The 16,687-nt window shown below is 70.4% G+C and carries 16 protein-coding genes and 1 tRNA gene; 9 read left to right on the top strand and 8 right to left on the bottom strand.

The features are described 5' to 3' along the window. The first annotated feature begins 164 nt into the window (after positions 1-164). The 4 genes from Sfr03f_RS26140 (at position 165) to Sfr03f_RS26125 (ending at position 6,351) form a co-directional block, all read left to right on the top strand. A complete protein-coding gene (locus Sfr03f_RS26140) occupies positions 165-1,652 on the top strand; it encodes an FG-GAP and VCBS repeat-containing protein (protein ID WP_108956611.1) in 1,488 nt (495 codons plus the stop codon). Between the two features lie 353 nt (positions 1,653-2,005). Next, positions 2,006-3,505, top strand: coding sequence for an FG-GAP and VCBS repeat-containing protein (locus Sfr03f_RS26135; protein WP_245967755.1), 1,500 nt, complete (start codon positions 2,006-2,008; stop codon positions 3,503-3,505). Between the two features lie 185 nt (positions 3,506-3,690). After that, entirely contained in the window at positions 3,691-5,178 is a 1,488-nt protein-coding gene (locus tag Sfr03f_RS26130) for an FG-GAP and VCBS repeat-containing protein (RefSeq protein ID WP_108956609.1), read from the top strand. A gap of 144 nt (positions 5,179-5,322) precedes the next feature. Continuing rightward, positions 5,323-6,351: a Yip1 family protein gene (locus Sfr03f_RS26125; RefSeq protein WP_108956608.1), complete on the top strand. Its 1,029-nt coding sequence runs from the start codon at positions 5,323-5,325 to the stop codon at positions 6,349-6,351. Between the two features lie 120 nt (positions 6,352-6,471). On the opposite strand, the gene Sfr03f_RS26120 is transcribed toward Sfr03f_RS26125, so the two are convergent. The 3 genes from Sfr03f_RS26120 to Sfr03f_RS26110 all read right to left on the bottom strand — a co-directional run bounded on the left by Sfr03f_RS26120 (position 6,472) and on the right by Sfr03f_RS26110 (position 7,824). After that, positions 6,472-6,978, bottom strand: coding sequence for a phosphoribosyltransferase (locus tag Sfr03f_RS26120; RefSeq protein ID WP_108956607.1), 507 nt, complete (start codon positions 6,976-6,978; stop codon positions 6,472-6,474). A 19-nt stretch (positions 6,979-6,997) separates the two neighbouring features. Continuing rightward, positions 6,998-7,573, bottom strand: a complete 576-nt coding sequence (gene dcd, locus Sfr03f_RS26115; protein ID WP_108956606.1) for a dCTP deaminase — start codon at positions 7,571-7,573, stop codon at positions 6,998-7,000. Positions 7,574-7,644: 71 nt separating this feature from the next. Further along, positions 7,645-7,824 carry a hypothetical protein gene (locus Sfr03f_RS26110; RefSeq protein WP_174721647.1) on the bottom strand — a complete coding sequence of 60 codons (180 nt, stop codon included), beginning with the start codon at positions 7,822-7,824 and terminating at the stop codon, positions 7,645-7,647. Positions 7,825-8,130: 306 nt separating this feature from the next. Here Sfr03f_RS26110 and Sfr03f_RS26105 point away from each other — a divergent pair. Beyond that, positions 8,131-8,204: transfer RNA gene (locus Sfr03f_RS26105), tRNA-Gly, on the top strand. Between the two features lie 662 nt (positions 8,205-8,866). Here Sfr03f_RS26105 and Sfr03f_RS26100 read toward each other — a convergent pair. Both Sfr03f_RS26100 and Sfr03f_RS26095 read right to left on the bottom strand, forming a co-directional pair. Continuing rightward, positions 8,867-9,217, bottom strand: a complete 351-nt coding sequence (locus Sfr03f_RS26100) for a helix-turn-helix domain-containing protein (protein ID WP_108956665.1) — start codon at positions 9,215-9,217, stop codon at positions 8,867-8,869. Between the two features lie 9 nt (positions 9,218-9,226). Then, complete coding sequence (locus Sfr03f_RS26095; protein ID WP_170145159.1) at positions 9,227-9,589, bottom strand: type II toxin-antitoxin system RelE/ParE family toxin; 363 nt, start codon at positions 9,587-9,589, stop codon at positions 9,227-9,229. A 1,158-nt stretch (positions 9,590-10,747) separates the two neighbouring features. On the opposite strand from Sfr03f_RS26095, the gene Sfr03f_RS26090 reads away from it, so the two are divergent. From Sfr03f_RS26090 to Sfr03f_RS26080, 3 genes are all read left to right on the top strand, one after another. Beyond that, on the top strand, positions 10,748-12,220 hold the full coding sequence (locus Sfr03f_RS26090) for an endo-1,4-beta-xylanase (protein ID WP_108956603.1): 1,473 nt from the start codon (positions 10,748-10,750) through the stop codon (positions 12,218-12,220). Positions 12,221-12,513: 293 nt separating this feature from the next. Beyond that, on the top strand, positions 12,514-13,122 hold the full coding sequence (locus Sfr03f_RS26085; protein WP_108956602.1) for an SUKH-4 family immunity protein: 609 nt from the start codon (positions 12,514-12,516) through the stop codon (positions 13,120-13,122). A gap of 228 nt (positions 13,123-13,350) precedes the next feature. Then, entirely contained in the window at positions 13,351-13,554 is a 204-nt protein-coding gene (locus tag Sfr03f_RS26080; RefSeq protein WP_028799214.1) for a cold-shock protein, read from the top strand. A 169-nt stretch (positions 13,555-13,723) separates the two neighbouring features. Here Sfr03f_RS26080 and Sfr03f_RS26075 read toward each other — a convergent pair whose 3' ends face one another. Then, entirely contained in the window at positions 13,724-14,098 is a 375-nt protein-coding gene (locus Sfr03f_RS26075; protein WP_108956664.1) for a GvpU-like protein, read from the bottom strand. Positions 14,099-14,637: 539 nt separating this feature from the next. Between Sfr03f_RS26075 and Sfr03f_RS26070 the strand changes: the two genes are divergently transcribed. Then, positions 14,638-15,027: a MerR family transcriptional regulator gene (locus Sfr03f_RS26070; protein ID WP_108956601.1), complete on the top strand. Its 390-nt coding sequence runs from the start codon at positions 14,638-14,640 to the stop codon at positions 15,025-15,027. 58 nt (positions 15,028-15,085) lie between these two features. Here Sfr03f_RS26070 and Sfr03f_RS26065 read toward each other — a convergent pair whose 3' ends face one another. Both Sfr03f_RS26065 and Sfr03f_RS26060 read right to left on the bottom strand, forming a co-directional pair. After that, complete coding sequence (locus tag Sfr03f_RS26065; protein WP_108956600.1) at positions 15,086-16,195, bottom strand: SPFH domain-containing protein; 1,110 nt, start codon at positions 16,193-16,195, stop codon at positions 15,086-15,088. Between the two features lie 28 nt (positions 16,196-16,223). Continuing rightward, complete coding sequence (locus Sfr03f_RS26060) at positions 16,224-16,661, bottom strand: NfeD family protein (protein ID WP_108956599.1); 438 nt, start codon at positions 16,659-16,661, stop codon at positions 16,224-16,226. Positions 16,662-16,687 lie beyond the last annotated feature (26 nt).

Below are 16,687 nucleotides of genomic sequence, written 5' to 3'. Positions count from 1 at the left end.
GCCCCGGCCCCGGTCCGTTACCCGACCGTTATCCCGGGTTCACGATTCCCGCGCAACCAACCCCACCCGTGACGGGTCTTGATCAACGCCGACCACATCTGGCCGGCTTCGGCACCCCGCGGAGAAGGCGCGTCCTGCCTCCCGCGTGGCATAGGGGGAATCACATGCACAGGAACACCCGCACCGCCCTCGCGACGGCGGCGGCGGCCGCACTGACCGGCGGCCTGCTGACCTTCGCCGCCTCGACGACCGCCGTCGCGGCCGACAGCACCGTCGTGGCGAAGGCGGACTTCAACAAGGACAAGAAGGGCGACATCGCCACCTCCGCGCCCTACGCCTATGTCGGCGGCAAGGACGCGGCCGGCCAGGTCGTCGCCCTCTACGGCACCAGCACGGGCGTCGTCTCCACCAAGCGCACCGTCATCAGCCAGGACACCGCCGGCGTCCCCGGCGCGGCCGAGACCGACGACCTCTTCGGCCTGGAGACCGCTTACGCCGACTTCAACGGCGACGGCTACGACGACCTCGCCGTCGGCGCGCCGGGCGAGGACACCACCGCCGGCGACGACGCGGGCTCCGTCACCATCCTGTGGGGCACGTCCTCCGGTCTGACCGGCACCGGCGCCGTCACCCTCGCGGACCCGACCCCCGGCGAGTGGCGCATGTGGGGCTGGACCATGGCGGCCGGCGACTTCGACCACGACGGGAGGACCGACCTCGCCGTCGGCGGCGCCGGCAACTCCCTGTACGTCTACAAGGGCGGCATCGGCAAGACCGGCGCGACCGGCGGCGGTTACACGGTGGACCTGCCGCTGCACGACAGCGCCTGGAACCTGCAGGCGGGCGACGTCAACGGCGACAAGGCCACCGACCTCGTGATCAACGGCGACACGCTGCCCCAGCTCGAGTACCCGACGGGCGGGATCGACGAGTACGTTCCGGACCAGAACATCCTGCTGTTCGGCGGCGCCTCCGGCCTGACCGCCCAAGGCGTCCAGACGCTGCGTCCGGGCTACATCACCGGCATCGGCGACATCAACCACGACGGTTACGGCGACATCGTCAGCGGCTTCGGCTGGGACGCCACGTACGACGACGGCGGTACCATCCCGTGGGCCGCCAAGGGCGGCAAGGTCTGGATCACCTACGGCTCCGCCGCGGGCGCCGGCCGGATCACCGGCATCACCCAGGACACCGCCGGCGTCCCCGGCGCCTCCGAGAAGGAGGACGGCTTCGGCGCGGACCTGGACCTCGGCGACGTCAACGGTGACGCCTACCTCGACCTGGTCGTCGGCGTGCCCGGCGAGGACGTCGACGGCTACGAGGACACGGGCAGCGTCGTCGTCCTGTACGGCACCGCCAGCGGCATCACCGGCACCGGCGGCCAGTCCTTCCACCAGGGCAGCGCCGGTGTCCCGGGCAACAACGAGCACGGCGACGTGTTCGGCATCGACGTGAAGCTCGACGACCTCACCGGCGACGGCCGGGCCGACCTGGTCGCCGGCTCGGACGAGAACGGCAACGGCTCGGTGACGTACCTGCCGTCCGGCGGCGGCAAGATCACCGCGACCGGTTCCCGCTCGATCTCCCCGTCCTCGGTCGGCGTCTCCACGACGAACTTCCCGGGCTTCGGCTGGAACTTCGCCGACTGACGCCTCCCTCCGGCGCGGGCCCGCACGGCCGGGGCCCGCGCCCCGGCCGTGCGGCCGGGGAAATCCCGCCCCACCCGTACAACCCGCACCGCCCTTCACGTGTCTCACCCACGCCGGCCCGTCGAGGGCGGCGGCACCGTCCCGTCCCGCACGGCCTGGAGCTCCGGATGCACCGCACGACGCGCACGGCCCCGGCGGGCACCGCCGCGGCCGCTCCCGCGGGTGGCGGCGCCCGGCTCCCCGCCTCCCGGCCGGACGCCGCCGACCGCCACGGTCCGGCCGCCCGTGACACCGCCGGCACCGCACCGGACCGCACACGTACGCGCCGAGCGCGTCGGGAGGAACCGAACCTCGTGAACCACCTCAGGAACCGCGCCTCGCGCACCGCCCTGGCGACCGCCGCCGCGGCCGTCCTCACCGGCGGTCTGCTCACCGTGGCGTCCGCCCCCGCCGTCGCGGCCGACTCGGCCACCACGCTGCGGCCGGACTTCAACTGTGACAAGAAGGGCGACGTCGTCACCGGCGTGACCTGGGCGACCGTCGGCGGCAAGGCCGAGGCCGGCCAGATCGTCGCCCTCTACGGCACCGGCACGGGCGTCGTCTCCACCAAGCGCACCGTCATCAGCCAGGACACCGCCGGCGTCCCCGGCGCCGCCGAGGCCGGGGACTTCTTCGGCCAGGACACCGCCTACGGCGACTTCGACAAGGACGGCTGCGACGACCTCGCGGTCGGCGCGCCCGGCGAGGACGTCACGGGCGACGCCGACGCCGGCTCGGTCACCATCCTGTGGGGCTCCACCTCCGGCCTGACCGGCACCGGCTCCGTCACCGTCAAGGACCCGGCCTCCTCCTCGCACGACAAGTGGGGCCTGAACCTCGCGGTCGGCGACTTCGACGGCGACGGCAGGAACGACCTGGCGGCCACCACCACCAAGACCAAGCTGTACGTCTACAAGGGCGGCTTCACCCGGACCGGCGCCAACGGCGGCTGGTACGGCGTCGAGACCCCGCTCTACACCGGGGAGCCCGACCCGGAGAACGTCCCGCCGCCGTACAACCTGCAGGCCGGCGACGTCACCGGAGACGGCGCCACCGATCTGGTGATCGACGGCATGGAGTTCGACGAGTTCGACGGCTACCCGCACAACTTCCTGTTCCTGGGCGGCAAGTCCGGCCTCCAGAAGGAGAGCTACCAGGAGCTGCGTCCCGGCGTCGTCACCGCGATCGGCGACATCGACCGCGACGGCTTCGGCGACATCGTCAGCGGCGCCGAGTGGAACGAGTCCGACGAGTACGGCGACACCCCGTACGGCGCCCGCGGCGGACAGGTGTGGATCACCTACGGCACCGGCACCGGCGTCGACGAGATCACCGCCATCAACCAGGACACCTCCGGCGTCCCCGGCTCCTCCGAGACCGACGACATGTTCGGCTACGAGCTGGACCTGGGCGACGTGAACAAGGACGGCTACCTCGACCTCGCGGTCGGCGTCCCCGGCGAGGACGTCGACGGCCACGAGGACGCCGGCAGCGTCGTCGTCCTCTACGGGTCCGCCGCCGGCATCACCGGAACCGGCTCCCAGTCCTTCCACCAGGGCTCGACGAGCTTCCCCGGCGACAACGAGGCCGGCGACAGCCTCGGCATGGACGTGAAGCTGGACGACCTCACCGGCGACGGCCGCGCCGACCTGGTCGCCGGCTCCTGGGAGAACGGCAACGGTTCGATCGTGTACCTGCCGGTGAACACCACCACCGGGAAGATCACCGCCACCGGCTCGCGCTCCATGTCCCCCTCCGCCGTCGGCGTCTCCACCGCCGGCAACCCCGGCTTCGGCGTCAACTTCGCCGACTGACCGGTCCTTCGGACGAGGCCCCCGGCAGGGCACGGCGGTGTCCTGCCGGGGGTCTTCCACGTCCGCGCTACAACCAACGGGGGCTCCGCGGTGTCCACCAGTCAGCCGTGCCGTCCGGCGCACGGCCTTCCTTCCGGGCGCCGTGGCCCCCCACGCGGTACCCGCGTGGCTTTGGAGACGCGCAGATGAACCGGAGAACACGCACCGCACGCGCGGCCGCCGCCGCGGCAGCCCTCACCGGCGGGCTGCTCGCCCTCACCCCGGCCGCCCCCGCCGTCGCCGCCGACTCGGCCACCGTCGACCGCCCCGACTTCGACGGCGACGGAAAGGGCGACATCGCCACCTCCGCCGCCGGCGCGTACGTCGCCGGTGAGCACCGGGCCGGGCAGGTCGTCGTCCTCCACGGCGCCCGCGGCGGCGTCTCCCCCGCCCGGCGGACCGTGATCGGGCAGGACAGCGCCGGCGTCACCGGGACGCCGGAGCGGCTCGACGGCTTCGGCCACGACCTGGCCCACGGCGACTTCGACGGCGACGGGTACGACGACCTCGCCGTGAGCGCCCCGGGGGAGGACACCTCCGGCGACAGCGAGGCGGGCATGGTCACCCTGCTATGGGGGTCGCCCGCCGGGCTCACCGGCAAGGGCTCCCTCGTGCTCCCGGACCCCGCCCCGCGCACCCACGACCGGTGGGGCCACTCGCTCGCGGCGGGCGACTTCGACGCGGACGGCACCACGGATCTGGCCGTCGGCTCCGACACGGCGACCGTGCACGTCCTCGAGGGCGGCTTCGGCCGGACCGGCCCCCGCGGCGGCTGGTACGCCCTCGCCGCCCCGCTCGTCACGCAGCGCGCGGGCTACGAGTTCCGCGCGCCCGAGCTGCACGCGGGCGACGTCACCGGGGACGGCGCCACCGACCTGGTGGTCAACGGCTACACGCAGGGCGAGACCCACCCGTACACCGACAACCTGCTCTTCCTCGGCGGAGCGTCCGGGCTGCGGACCGAGGGCCAGCGGGACCTCCTGCCCGGCGTCGGCACCACCGTCGCGGACATCGACCGTGACGGTTACGCGGACGTCGTCAGCGGCGCCTCCACCCGTGAGCCGGGCGAGGGCTGGGAGACCCCGCACGGGGCGCGCGGCGGCATCGTGTGGATCACCTACGGCTCCCCCGGCGGCCTCGACCCCGCCCGGACCACCGGCATCCACCAGGACACCCCCGGCGTCCCCGGCGTGAGCGAGCGCGGCGACCGGTTCGGCGACTCGGTGGACCTCGGCGACGTCGACGGGGACGGCTACCTCGACCTGGCCCTCGGCGTGCCCGGCGAGAGCGTCGACGGGGTGACGTGGGCGGGCCGGGTGGTCGTCCTGCGCGGCGGCCCCGGCGGCATCGTCACCGCGGGCGCCCGGTCCTTCCACCAGGGCACCACCGGCGTGCCCGGGGCCCCGGAGCCGTACGACCAGGTCGGCACGGCGGTCGAGCTGGACGACGTCACCGGCGACGGCCGCGCCGACCTGACCACGGGCTCCTACGAGAACGACCACAACGGCGGCCTCCTCCACCTGCTCTCCGCCGGCGGCCGCATCACCACCACCGGCGCCCGCGCCCTCTCCCCCACCGCCGTCGGCGTCTCCCCCGTCGACACCCCGGCCCTCGGCCACACCTTCTCCGACTGAGACCCGGGCCTGCCCGCCTCCTCCTGGCAGCGGCCGGTGAGGCGGGTGGGCCGGACGTGACGCCCCCGGCCGGGGGCCGGTGCTCCGCGGGCGGGGGAAAGGCCGGGGCGCCCCGGAGGTCGCCCTGGGGATTCCCCTTACGGGATGTCACATCTCGGCAGCAAAGGTGTCCCCATCCCCCTCGCCGGCGCACGCCGGACCGCCGGAGCAGGTACGTTCGAAGACGTGGCTGGATTCAGGAGCGGACGCGGCGGACGGGGCAACCGTCCCGCGCAGGGACAGCAGGCGTACGGACAGCAGCAGCCCTACGGGCAGCAGGGTCCGCCCGCCGGGCAGCCGTCGTACGGGTACCCGCCCCAGGGCGCCCCGCGGCCGCCCTACGGCGGTGCGGGCGGCGGCTACGGCGCGCCGGGCGGTGACGGACCGGAGTACTTCGACGACGGGCCGCACCACCCGCACCACCAGGGCCCGGCGTACGGGGGCGGCCACCCGCAGGGGCACGGCCGTGCCCCGCACCGGCCCGACCCCTACGCGGCGAACAACCCGGGGCACACCCAGGCGTTCTCGGTGGACCCGAACGCGGACCCCTACGCCGGCCAGTACGGCGAGGAGGCCCCGTCGGGCCCGATCGGCCCGCCGCTGCACTGGAAGGAGCTGCTGAAGGGCATCGTCCTGTCGCCCAACCAGACCTTCCTGCGCATGCGTGACTACCGCATGTGGGGCCCGGCGATCACCGTCGCGTTCGTCTACGGCCTGCTCGCCGTCTTCGGCTTCGACGGCGCCCGCGAGGACGTCATAGACGCCACCCTCAGCACGGCGATCCCGATCGTGCTGGCGACCGGCCTGGCGATGATCCTGAGCTCCTTCATCCTCGGCGTGGTCACCCACACGGTCGCCCGCCAGCTGGGGGGCAACGGCGCCTGGCAGCCGACGGTGGGCCTGTCCATGCTGATCATGTGCCTCTCGGACGCGCCGCGTCTGCTGGTCGCCATGTTCATGGGCGGCGACGCCCCGGTGGTCCAGGTCCTCGGCTGGCTGACCTGGCTGGGCTGCGGCGCGCTGCTCACCCTGATGGTGACCCGCTCCCACGAGATCCCCTGGCCGAAGGCGCTCGGCGCCTCCGCGATCCAGCTGATCGCCCTGCTCTCCATCGTGAAACTCGGCACCTTCTGACCCGGCCGCCCTCCGGCCGTCCTCCGGCGGCGCACGGACACGGCAGAGGCCCCCGACCGCCACGCGCGGTCGGGGGCCTCTTCAGCTCACGGGCCTCTTCGGCCGGCTGTCTGGGCGGGGTCAGGCGTCCAGGACCTGCCCGTCACGGCCGACCACCGGCTTGTCCACGCTCCACGGGAAGTTGATCCAGTCGTCCGTGCGCTTCCACACGTACTCGCACTTCACCAGGGAGTGCGACTTCTCGTAGATCACCGCGCTGCGCACCTCGGCGACCGTGTCCAGGCAGAAGTCGCGGACCAGCTTGAGCGTCTTGCCGGTGTCGGCGACGTCGTCGGTGATCAGGACCTTCTTTTCGGAGAAGTCGATCAGGTTGGGCACCGGGGCGAGCATGACCGGCATGTCCAGGGTGGTGCCCACGCCGGTGTAGAACTCGACGTTCACCAGGTGCAGGTTCTTGCAGTCCAGCGCGTAGGCCAGGCCGCCCGCGACGAAGACGCCGCCGCGGGCGATGGACAGCACCATGTCGGGCCGGTAGCCGTCCTCCGCGATGGTGTGGGCCAGCTCCCGCACCGCGACGCCGAACCTCTCGTAGGTCAGGTTCTCGCGCACGTCCGTCGCGTCAGCCATGGTGCTCTCCTGCCTCTGCTCAGACCTGGGTGCGGTGGAAGTTCAGGAAGGACCGCGACGGCGTCGGGCCGCGCTGCCCCTGGTACCGCGAGCCGTACCGCTCGCTGCCGTACGGGAACTCGGCGGGCGAGCTCAGCCGGAACATGCACAGCTGGCCGATCTTCATCCCGGGCCACAGCTTGATCGGCAGCGTGGCGAGGTTGGACAGCTCCAGCGTCACGTGACCGGAGAAGCCGGGGTCGATGAAACCGGCGGTGGAGTGGGTGACCAGACCGAGACGGCCCAGCGAGCTCTTGCCCTCCAGCCGGGACGCGATGTCGTCCGGCAGGCTCACCACCTCGTAGGTGGAGGCGAGCACGAACTCGCCCGGGTGGAGGATGAACGGCTCGTCCTCCTCCGGCTCCACCAGCCGGGTCAGCTCCGGCTGCTCGACCGCCGGGTCGATGTGGGGATACCGGTGGTTCTCGAAGACCCGGAAGAGGCGGTCCAGCCTGACGTCGATACTCGACGGCTGCACCATGGCGGGGTCGAACGGGTCGATCGTCACCCGGCCCTTGTCGATCTCGGCACGGATGTCCTGGTCTGAGAGAAGCACGCTGCAAGAGTACGCGGGGGGCCCCCGGCCCTGCCGGACGACCCCCGCGCTCACGCCTGCCTGCGCGCCGCCTACTGCTTCTGCAGCACACCCGCCGACACCGGGACCACGCTGCGCAGCCGCGCACAGCGGGGACACCGCATCAGCCGGCCGGGGCCGAGACGCTCGGCCTGCTGCATCGGGAACGAAGCCGCGGTGAACACGTGCCCTTCGGCACAGCGGACGACGGTGCTCTCCATCAAGTCGTTCAAGTCCCTTCCCCAAGAACCGCGCCGGACCGGAAGACCCGACGAGGAAAGCCACATTACGGGATCAAAGGGACGGCCTTCCACGCGGCACTCCGACCCCCTCCGGCGCCGCCGGAAGACCGGGCCGGCCCCGCCGGGGCCCTCCACGCGCGGCCCACCGTACGCCCCAACTCCGGTGCCCCGCACACCGCTCCACACACCTGTGAGCCACGCCGCAGCCCCGACGCCACGAGGCCCCGCGCGACAGCACGCGGAGCCTCGGATGGGGTACAGTAAGGGCGCCGACACCGGTACAGATCCGGCGTCCAGGCGGGTGTAGTTTAATGGTAGAACATCAGCTTCCCAAGCTGAGAGCGCGAGTTCGATTCTCGTCACCCGCTCCAGAGAGAAACCCCAGGTCAGCGACCTGGGGTTTGTTTATTGTCTAGACCATTTTCAGGCTCCGTGCCCTCCGCGTGCCCAAAGTCGAGGCCAGGCGCCTCACGGGCGTCCCTCCTGCACTGAAATCCAGCAAAGCGCCAGTTACTGGGACCGCACGTGGTGACCGATGGCAGAGTGGGCAGGTGCTTCCACCACTTGGGAAACGACTCAGGGCTCAACAAAGGAACAGCTACCTGACAGCCGTTCGAACGCGGCTTTGCGGACGGGGACGAGTGCACGTGGCAGCAGCTCCTCGACCTCAGCCCTGAGCCCTCGGCCCCTTCCTTGGAGGGATATCTGGAGGCGGCAACCACAGACAACTACCTAGCAGTCGATGAGACAGCTCTCGATCTGGAGGCGCGGTGACACGCCATCACCACGCACTGCTGTCACCAGTCCCGCGTCGGCCCCATGAAGGAGTGATGTCTCCAAGCGAAACGCACCTCGCACAACAGTCGAAGTGCTCACGGTGAGCGCACTTCATTCTCACGTCCGCGCTTTGGGGCAGCGTAAACAGGCCCGTGGCACAATCGCTGGCAATCCGACAGTCATCGAATCCGCAGCCCAGCAGTTCATCACAGCCGACGGTGATTGTGGTACCTCCCAACACACACGGAAGCCGCAGCTACGCTGCCGCGGCACCCTGCTCACCGCTGGCCGGCATACGCAGGGTGTGGTCGCCGAAGTCGGCGACCAGGTCGAGCCTCCCGCCGAGCGCTTCGACGTAACGGGCGATGACGTCCAGGGTGGCGCTCTCGCCGTGCTCGATCTGGGACACCCTCGCGACGCTGACCCCCATCCGGGTAGCGACGTCACGCTGGGCAAGGCCGGACTGCCGCCGCGCCTCTGCCAGCTGGTGACCGCGTGCCTCGGCCAGGAGGCGCCGGGAGCCGGCTTCCACATCGGCGGGCTTCACACCGGCCTCGTACAGCTCCTGCTCCAGAACTTCCCAGTCCTGTGCGACCTTCTTGGGCATGGCCACTCCTCAGTCCTCGTCGTCGCTGACGTACTCGCGGTAGAGCTGTTCCGCCAGCGGGATGTGGTCGCGATACCAACGCTCCCAGTTTCCTGCCTTGTCTCCGCCGAGAAGCAGCAGGGCGGAGCGCGTCGGGTCGAAGGCGAAGATGATCCGGATCTCGGAGCGTCCACCGGAACCGGGCCTCAGCTCCTTCAGGTGGTGCAACTCGGAGCCCTTCAAGCGGTCGACAAGCGGACGCCCCAACGTCGGGCCGACCTCGCGCAGTGCGGCCACGGCTTGAGCGACCTGGGAGGCCGATCCCAGGTCCTCTTTGATCAGGACCCTGAACCACTCCGCGTACTCATCAGTGACCTTGACAGACCAGCTCAAGACAGCTCTCCTCGACACCTGGTAACGAGGTTAAGTAATTCCTTAAGTCGCGGCAAGCCGTCAAGCCCACGGGCTGAAGATCCCCGTACGCAGTCGCAACCCGGCACCGATGGTCCGCCTCCTGCACAACTCTGAGCAGGCACTCCAGGTCACCCCGCCCGGCTCTCGGCCAAGTGCCCGGGCGCGTGCCCTCACCGTGCCCGTACGAGCGGAGAACCACGGTCTGCAGCGGTGTCTCCCGACACCTGCATCGGAAGCCACACCCGGCGAAAGCGCAGGTCACAGACCCGAGCCCGCCCAAGCGCCGTCGCCTCCCAAGCTGAGAGCGCGAGTTCGATTCTCGTCGCCCGCTCCACAGTCGAACCCCAGGTCATCGACCTGGGGTTCGTTTGCTGTCTGGACCTTTTCCGGAGGGCTCCGCGCCCTCCGCGCGCCCGCCACCTCGCGCAACGTGTGCGCCCGTCACCGGCGGCGAAGACGCGTCGAAATGTTTCGAAGAAGGCTCGGACATCTCGATATCGCGGCCCGCGTGTTCCCAGTTCTGCGGCCGGATTTCGCACCGGTGCGGCAGATCCCCGCGAGGGGAGGAGTGGGTGAGCGGCGGCCTTTCCCTGTCTCCACCTGGCCTGACTGACGCGTGGGCCGGAGCACCCGGAACGCCCACCGGAACACCGGTAAATCGAAAGTTTCGGTCGGCGGAGAGAAATGTTTTTCTGCCGAGTGTATTGACGGCCCCTTGCGGCACCACAATCATCCTCCACTGGAACGACTGGCCACAGACGACCACAGGTGCCCCTGCAGGCACCACAGACCCGCACCGCAGCACGCGCACGACCGCCCCCCACACATCACCTGGTCCGGTGAGGTTCGCACCAGGGCGTCCTGTCTCTTCGCACGGAGAGCAGACAGGCACGCCGCGTGCGTTCCCTCCGGCCGAGCCGCGACGGTGAGGTACGCCATGTTCGTGTCACAACACTGCCGGCGATCGCCGCAGGTCCCTCTGGTCCCTGACGGGCCATGACCCCGCGTCACCCGCTTCCGGTCCGCACCGCCCGCCCCAACAGGGCCACCAGGGGCCTGCGGTCCAGCCCCTCAGCCCTCGGCGTCAGTTCTTCCGTTCCGCCGTTCATCCGCGATACCTGCAATGGAGGCACAGTCATGGGCTCGTACGCCCTCCCCACATCCGACATCCGCCGAAGGATCCGCGGCCCGGTGCTGGCACTGGTCGTCGGCGCCGTCGGCCTGGCCACCGCACTGGTCGGACCGTCGAACGCGAGCGCCGCCGAGAGCACGCTCGGTGCCGCCGCGAAGCAGAACGGCCGCTACTTCGGCACCGCGATCGCCTCGGGCAAGCTGGGCGACTCGACGTACACGTCGATCGCGAACCGTGAGTTCAACATGGTGACGGCCGAGAACGAGATGAAGATCGACGCGACCGAGCCGCAGCGCGGTCAGTTCAACTTCACCTCCGCCGACCGCGTCTTCAACTGGGCGGTGCAGAACGGCAAGCAGGTGCGCGGCCACACCCTGGCCTGGCACTCGCAGCAGCCGAGCTGGATGCAGAACCTCAGCGGCAGCACCCTGCGCCAGGCGATGATCGACCACATCAACGGCGTGATGGGCCACTACAAGGGCAGGATCGCCCAGTGGGACGTCGTGAACGAGGCCTTCGAGGACGGCAACTCCGGAGCGCGGCGCGACTCCAACCTGCAGCGCACCGGCAACGACTGGATCGAGGTGGCGTTCCGCACCGCGCGTGCCGCCGACCCGTCCGCCAAGCTCTGTTACAACGACTACAACGTCGAGAACTGGACCTGGGCCAAGACCCAGGCCATGTACAACATGGTCAAGGACTTCAAGCAGCGCGGCGTGCCGATCGACTGCGTCGGCTTCCAGTCGCACTTCAACAGCGGCAGCCCTTACAACAGCAACTTCCGCACCACGCTGCAGAACTTCGCGGCCCTCGGCGTCGACGTGGCGATCACCGAACTCGACATCCAGGGCGCCTCGTCCACGACCTACGCCGCCGTGGTGAACGACTGCCTGGCCGTTTCGCGCTGCCTGGGCATCACCGTCTGGGGCGTGCGTGACAGCGACTCCTGGCGGTCCGGGGACACGCCGCTGCTGTTCAACAACGACGGCAGCAAGAAGGCCGCCTACACCGCCGTCCTCAACGCGCTCAACAGCGGTTCGTCCAACCCCGGCCCCACCCCGACCCCCACGCCGACCCCGACGCCCACCTCTCCCTCGGGCACCGGTCCGATCAAGGGCGTGGCCTCGGGTCGTTGCGTGGACGTGCCCAACTCCAGCACCACCGACGGCACGCAGGTCCAGCTGTACGACTGCAGCAACGGCACCAACCAGCAGTGGTCGTTCACCGCGGCCGGTGAGCTCAGGGTCTACGGCAACAAGTGCCTGGACGCCGCCGGCACCGGCAACGGCGCCAAGGTCCAGATCTACAGCTGCTGGGGCGGCGACAACCAGAAGTGGCGCCTCAACTCCAACGGCTCCATCACCGGCGTCCAGTCCGGCCTCTGCCTCGACGCCGTCGGCGCCGGCACCGGCAACGGCACCCTGATCCAGCTCTACTCCTGCTCGGGCGGCAGCAACCAGAGCTGGACCCGTAGCTGAGCGGAGCACGTCCCGCACAAGGTGCCCGACCCGGTGAGACAGGGTCGGGCACCCCGGGATACCGGTGCGGCGCGGCCGGTCAGCTGCCGGTCACAGCGCCGAGCCCGCCCAAGCGCCGTCGCGTCCCGAGCTGAGAGCGCCCCAGGTCGATGACCTGGGGTTGTTCGTTGTCCGGATCACGCAGAGGCCGCACGCCCTCCGCACGCTGTCGCCGTGAGGACTTGGGTCCACCCATACTTGGGTCCACCAATACTCGTGTCGCGACGCGGAGTTCGGAGTTCGGAGTTCTGACAGTGCTTTTCGGCGTCACCCGCGGCGAACTCGCCGGCCTCTTCGGCGAGGACCGGCTCACGACCCTTCCCGCCACCGCCTTCCCGCCCGCCGTGGCGGACACCGAGGGCGCCCGCCTGCTGCGGACCGTCGGTGTGCCCACCGGGGTGGTCACGCTGTACCGCCCCGGCGGGGAGTCCGGCCGGCTGTCCCTCGTGCGGGAGACCGTCCATCTGGAGGACTTCGAGGACGCCCCGGAGGGCGCGGGCGAGTGGCCCGTCATCGGCTGGCTGCTCAACGCCCACCTCGCCCTCGATCCCGGGTCCGGCAAGGTGTTCGCCTTCGACTCCGACGAGGAGACGGCGCAGGCGCTCCACACGGACGTCTCCTCCCTCGTCCAGGTCGCCGCCCGGATCCAGCGCCTGCTCGAGGAGTTCACCTTCGACGGCGATCAGGAGACCGGCTTCGCGCTCCTGGAGCACGAGGTGGAGCGGATCCGCCAGGAGACCGGCGACGTGGACCCGCTCCCCTTCCATGACGACGAGACCGTCTGGTCGGTGATCGGCGACGAGATCGCCATGGGACAGCGCTTCACGGCCGGCAGCCCCGGAGGACGCGCTCTGTACGGATGACCCGGTGATTTCTGTCGTGCAGAAGTGAGAATTCCGGGCGGCACGCACGGGAAGTAATTGTCCGGGAGCGGGCGGCGCACATTTCGCATCACTTAGGGACAACCGCAGCGTGCTACTGTCGAATCAGTTGCAGGTGTGGTTGCCAGAAGGTTTTCCGACGGCTGATCAACACGGCGACACGGAAATGCGCACTCCGCGTGTTCCTGACACCGTCCGAAGGAGAAGAACATGGCTACCGGCACCGTGAAGTGGTTCAACGCCGAAAAGGGCTTCGGCTTCATCGAGCAGGACGGCGGTGGCGCCGACGTCTTCGCCCATTACTCCAACATCGCCACCCAGGGCTTCCGCGAGCTGCTGGAAGGCCAGAAGGTGTCGTTCGACATCGCGCAGGGCCAGAAGGGCCCGACGGCCGAGAACATCGTTCCGGCCTGACGCGTCGGCACCGGCGATATCGTCGAACTGGGGTCCGCACCTTGTGGTGCGGACCCCAGTTCGCTTTGTTTTCCGGCAATGCGAGCTCTGATTTCCGGCCCGTCCCGGCGGCGTTCTTTCCACGGCCGCGGGCGTGCGCATGCCGCACGCCCGGGATTCACGGCTCACCTCACTGGTCGGAGTAGCTGAAGTCCCCGACGGTCCACGCGCTGACGTCCTTGATCGCCACCCGGTACATGCCACCCGTCTCCGGGATGCCGAAGCTGCCCTGGAGGATCCGGGCGAGGTGGAAGTGCAGATGCGTGGGCTCCTCGCCGCGCCCGGGCCGTCCCGCCCGCCGGTCGTCGGCGAAGACGTCGGCGAACGGGCCGAGGCGGTCCGATGCCTTCAGCACCTCCGCGACCCGCTCCCTCCACACCGCCTCGGGGGCCAGCCGGCCGGTGATGACGGCCCCGCCGACGACCACGGTCAGCGACATCTGATTGCTTCGCTCGTTCTCCACCGCGGCCGAGAGGGCCACGAGCATCTCATCCGGATTCGACACGGCCACGAATTCTATGCGAGCCGTCCCCCCTGGCGCTGGCCCGGGGCGCGAACCGGCTTCGCGCCGAGGCGGCGACTCCCGGCCCAACGGCAGGGGGCTCGGCGCGGAAGAAAATCTACCTTCGCCAGAGTAGACATTCTCATCCGGCGCGATTACGCTTCTTCCCGTAGACACGGTCGAAGAGACCCGGCAGAGACGAACTGGCGGGTAGCTGTACGGGAGGCGGCGGTGCGCACGTCGTGCGGCCGCCACCTCGACCAGTACCGATCAACCCAGTGATCGATTCGGAGAGAAACGGAGGAGCAGACGCCATCAGGACGCCCGGCCCGGGATGACTCGGCCCGGGTGCCGCGAGTTCCCGGAATGGAGTGTGGTTCCCGGTCAAGCAGCTGCGATCCCCCCGCGCCCCCTCCTCGAGACCGGGCGACGGAAGCAGAAGGCCGACGCGGCAGTAGCGCCGGCGGATGGTGTTCAATTCCTTCGGGGCCCTGGTGCCGTACGGCACCAGGGCCCCTCGACGCGTTGCACAGCGAGGTGACATGACAGCGGACAATCCCCTTGGCGATCGTCTGGACGACGACGACTACCCCGCCTACACGATGGGGCGGGCAGCCGAGATGCTCCGCACCACTCCGGGCTTCCTCCGGGCCATCGGCGAGGCCCGCCTCATCACTCCGCTCCGGTCGGAGGGAGGACACCGCCGGTACTCCCGCTACCAGCTGCGCATCGCCGCCCGCGCCCGCGAGCTCGTCGACAAGGGCACCCCGATCGAGGCCGCGTGCCGCATCGTCATCCTCGAGGACCAGCTCGAGGAGGCGCAGCGCATCAACGCCGAGTACCGCCGCGCGGCGAGCGAGGCGAGCGGGACGGCCGGCGGCTCCGTTCCCGGCTCCGGCTCCAGCTCCAGCTCCAGCTCCAGCTCCAGCTGAGGACTTACCGCCGCCCGGTGGCGAGAGGTCCGGCGACGCGGACGTCCGGGGAGGGAGCCTAGACGTCGCTCGACGGGCGTCCGCCCCCGTGGGGCGGCATCGCGGCCTCGGCCTCCGCCTTGGCGTCGTGGACCGCGGCGGCGGCCTGCCTCGCGGCCTCGCCGGTGGCGGCGGCGGCGTCGAGGGAGACCCCCGGGACCGCCGGGTTCCGGCCGGCATCGCCGACGTCCCCCGCCTCACCGGTGTCGCCGGTGTCGCCGACAGGGGCGGCCGGGACGGACCCGGGAGCGACTTCCGCCGCGTGGTCGCCGACCGCGCGGCTGACGGTGCGGACCGCCTCGGTCAGCTCACCGGGGATCACCCAGAACGTGTTGTTCTCGCTGCGCGCCAGCTGCGGGAGGGTCTCGAAGTACTTGTAGGCCAGCACCTTCGGGTCCGCGTTGTTGCGGTGGATGGACTGGAAGACGAGCTCGACCGACTTGGCCTCGCCGTCCGCCCGCAGGATCATCGCCTGCTGCGTGCCCTGGGCCTCCAGGATGTCCTTCTGCTTGGTGCCCTCCGCGGTGAGGATCTTGGCCTGCCGTTCTCCCTCGGCGTGCAGGATGGCCGCCCGCTTGTCCCGTTCGGCCCGCATCTGCTTCTCCATCGCCTCCTTGATGGTGTGCGGCGGGTCGATGGCCTTGATCTCGACGCGGTTGACGCGGATCCCCCACTTCCCCGTGGCGTCGTCGAGGACGGCGCGCAGCCGGGAGTTGATCTCCTCACGGGAGGTGAGCGTCTTCTCCAGGTCCATGGAGCCGATGACGTTGCGCAGGGTGGTCACGGTGAGCTGGTCGATCGCCTGGAGGTAGTGGGCGACCTCGTAGGCCGCCGCCCGCGGATCGGTGATCTGGAAGTAGAGCACCGTGTCGATGTTCACCACCAGGTTGTCCTCGGTGATCACCGGCTGGGGGGTGGACGAGTAGACCTGCTCGCGGACGTCGAGCTTGGTGTTGACGCGGTCCGCCACCGGGACGACCAGGTTGAGCCCCGGCTGCAGGGTCCGGCGGTACCGGCCGAACCGTTCGATGTTGTAGCGACGCGCCTGCGGAACGATCCGCACCGAGGCGGCCACGAGGAAGACGACGACGAGGGCCGCCACGAGGATGGGGACGACATAGGGATCCACAACGCCTCCGCTGCTGTGCTCAGCCGTTTCAGGGAAGGAGGTCGCGGGGGTGGACCACGGCCGTCGCGCCCTCGATCTCCATGACGTCGACCAGCGCTCCCACCGGGATCACCAGACTGTCGTCGAGCGCCCGGGCGGACCACTCCTCGCCGGAGAGCTTGACCAGGCCGTGGGTCCCGGTGACCTCCCGGACGACCTCGGCCCTCCTGCCGATCAGCGCGTCACTGCCCTCACGCACGACGGGCTGCCGTGCCATGTGCCGCAGCGCGACGGGCCGAACGCCGACGACTCCCGCCACCGCCGCCAGCCCGAACGCCAGCAACTGACCCGGCAGGCCGACGCCGATGCCGGCCACCACGGCGGCGACCAGCGCGGCGGCCGCGAGCAGCCCGAGGAACAGGGCGAGGGTGAAGAACTCCGCGGCGCCCAGCGCCACGGCGGCGAGCAGCCACACGTACCACGGCATCGCACTCCCCTCCTTCAGGGGCTGCC

The organism is Streptomyces fragilis (genome assembly GCF_003112515.1).
In the GTDB taxonomy this organism is placed as follows: Bacteria; Actinomycetota; Actinomycetes; order Streptomycetales; family Streptomycetaceae; genus Streptomyces; species Streptomyces fragilis.
Note: the sequence above shows the minus strand (reverse complement) of the source record. Positions and strands in the feature narration are given on the sequence as shown.

Coding starts and splice junctions, on each gene's coding strand:
- Sfr03f_RS26100 (WP_108956665.1), bottom strand. CDS start 9,217: ATGCCCAAGAAGGTCGCACAGGACTGGGAAGTTCTGGAGCAGGAGCTG.
- Sfr03f_RS26090 (WP_108956603.1), top strand. CDS start 10,748: ATGGGCTCGTACGCCCTCCCCACATCCGACATCCGCCGAAGGATCCGC.
- Sfr03f_RS26080 (WP_028799214.1), top strand. CDS start 13,351: ATGGCTACCGGCACCGTGAAGTGGTTCAACGCCGAAAAGGGCTTCGGC.
- Sfr03f_RS26070 (WP_108956601.1), top strand. CDS start 14,638: ATGACAGCGGACAATCCCCTTGGCGATCGTCTGGACGACGACGACTAC.
- Sfr03f_RS26130 (WP_108956609.1), top strand. CDS start 3,691: ATGAACCGGAGAACACGCACCGCACGCGCGGCCGCCGCCGCGGCAGCC.
- Sfr03f_RS26125 (WP_108956608.1), top strand. CDS start 5,323: ATGTCACATCTCGGCAGCAAAGGTGTCCCCATCCCCCTCGCCGGCGCA.
- Sfr03f_RS26060 (WP_108956599.1), bottom strand. CDS start 16,661: ATGCCGTGGTACGTGTGGCTGCTCGCCGCCGTGGCGCTGGGCGCCGCG.
- Sfr03f_RS26140 (WP_108956611.1), top strand. CDS start 165: ATGCACAGGAACACCCGCACCGCCCTCGCGACGGCGGCGGCGGCCGCA.
- Sfr03f_RS26120 (WP_108956607.1), bottom strand. CDS start 6,978: ATGGCTGACGCGACGGACGTGCGCGAGAACCTGACCTACGAGAGGTTC.